Below are 369 nucleotides of genomic sequence, written 5' to 3'. Positions count from 1 at the left end.
AAGAAAAGAGGTTGGAGTGTTCCGATTGTAGCTTCTAATGAAGTGCACCAATATGTAGAAAATCTAGCCTTATCATTGAGTGAAAAGCCTGTAATTTCTCTTGGCTTATTAAAGCGACATCTTGGTCGTGATCTAGAGAAGCAAGTAGCAGGATTAAAGCAGGTAAATACTTTTAAGGCAGAAGATGAATTCACAGGATCTGATAATGTGGTAACCACCCGATCCAAATACATAGAACTGGAGTCCCCTATAGAGGGAGTGCTCACAATCAGGATAGCTACAGGAGATAAAAACTATAAACTAAAAACCCTTATTTCCGGTTTAGAAGATATTTTAAATCAGTTAGAAAATACATCGGCTTATAAGGTT

At 37.1% G+C, this 369-nt stretch carries 1 protein-coding gene; it reads left to right on the top strand.

Going from position 1 to position 369, the window contains the following annotated elements:
- Window positions 1–369: hypothetical protein (locus Z053_RS31780; RefSeq protein ID WP_035097374.1), on the top strand; the 369-nt coding region annotated here is incomplete at both ends.

This window comes from Aquimarina megaterium XH134 (assembly GCF_000520975.1).
In the GTDB taxonomy this organism is placed as follows: Bacteria; Bacteroidota; Bacteroidia; order Flavobacteriales; family Flavobacteriaceae; genus Aquimarina; species Aquimarina megaterium.
This window is presented reverse-complemented; position numbering and strand designations above follow the sequence as displayed.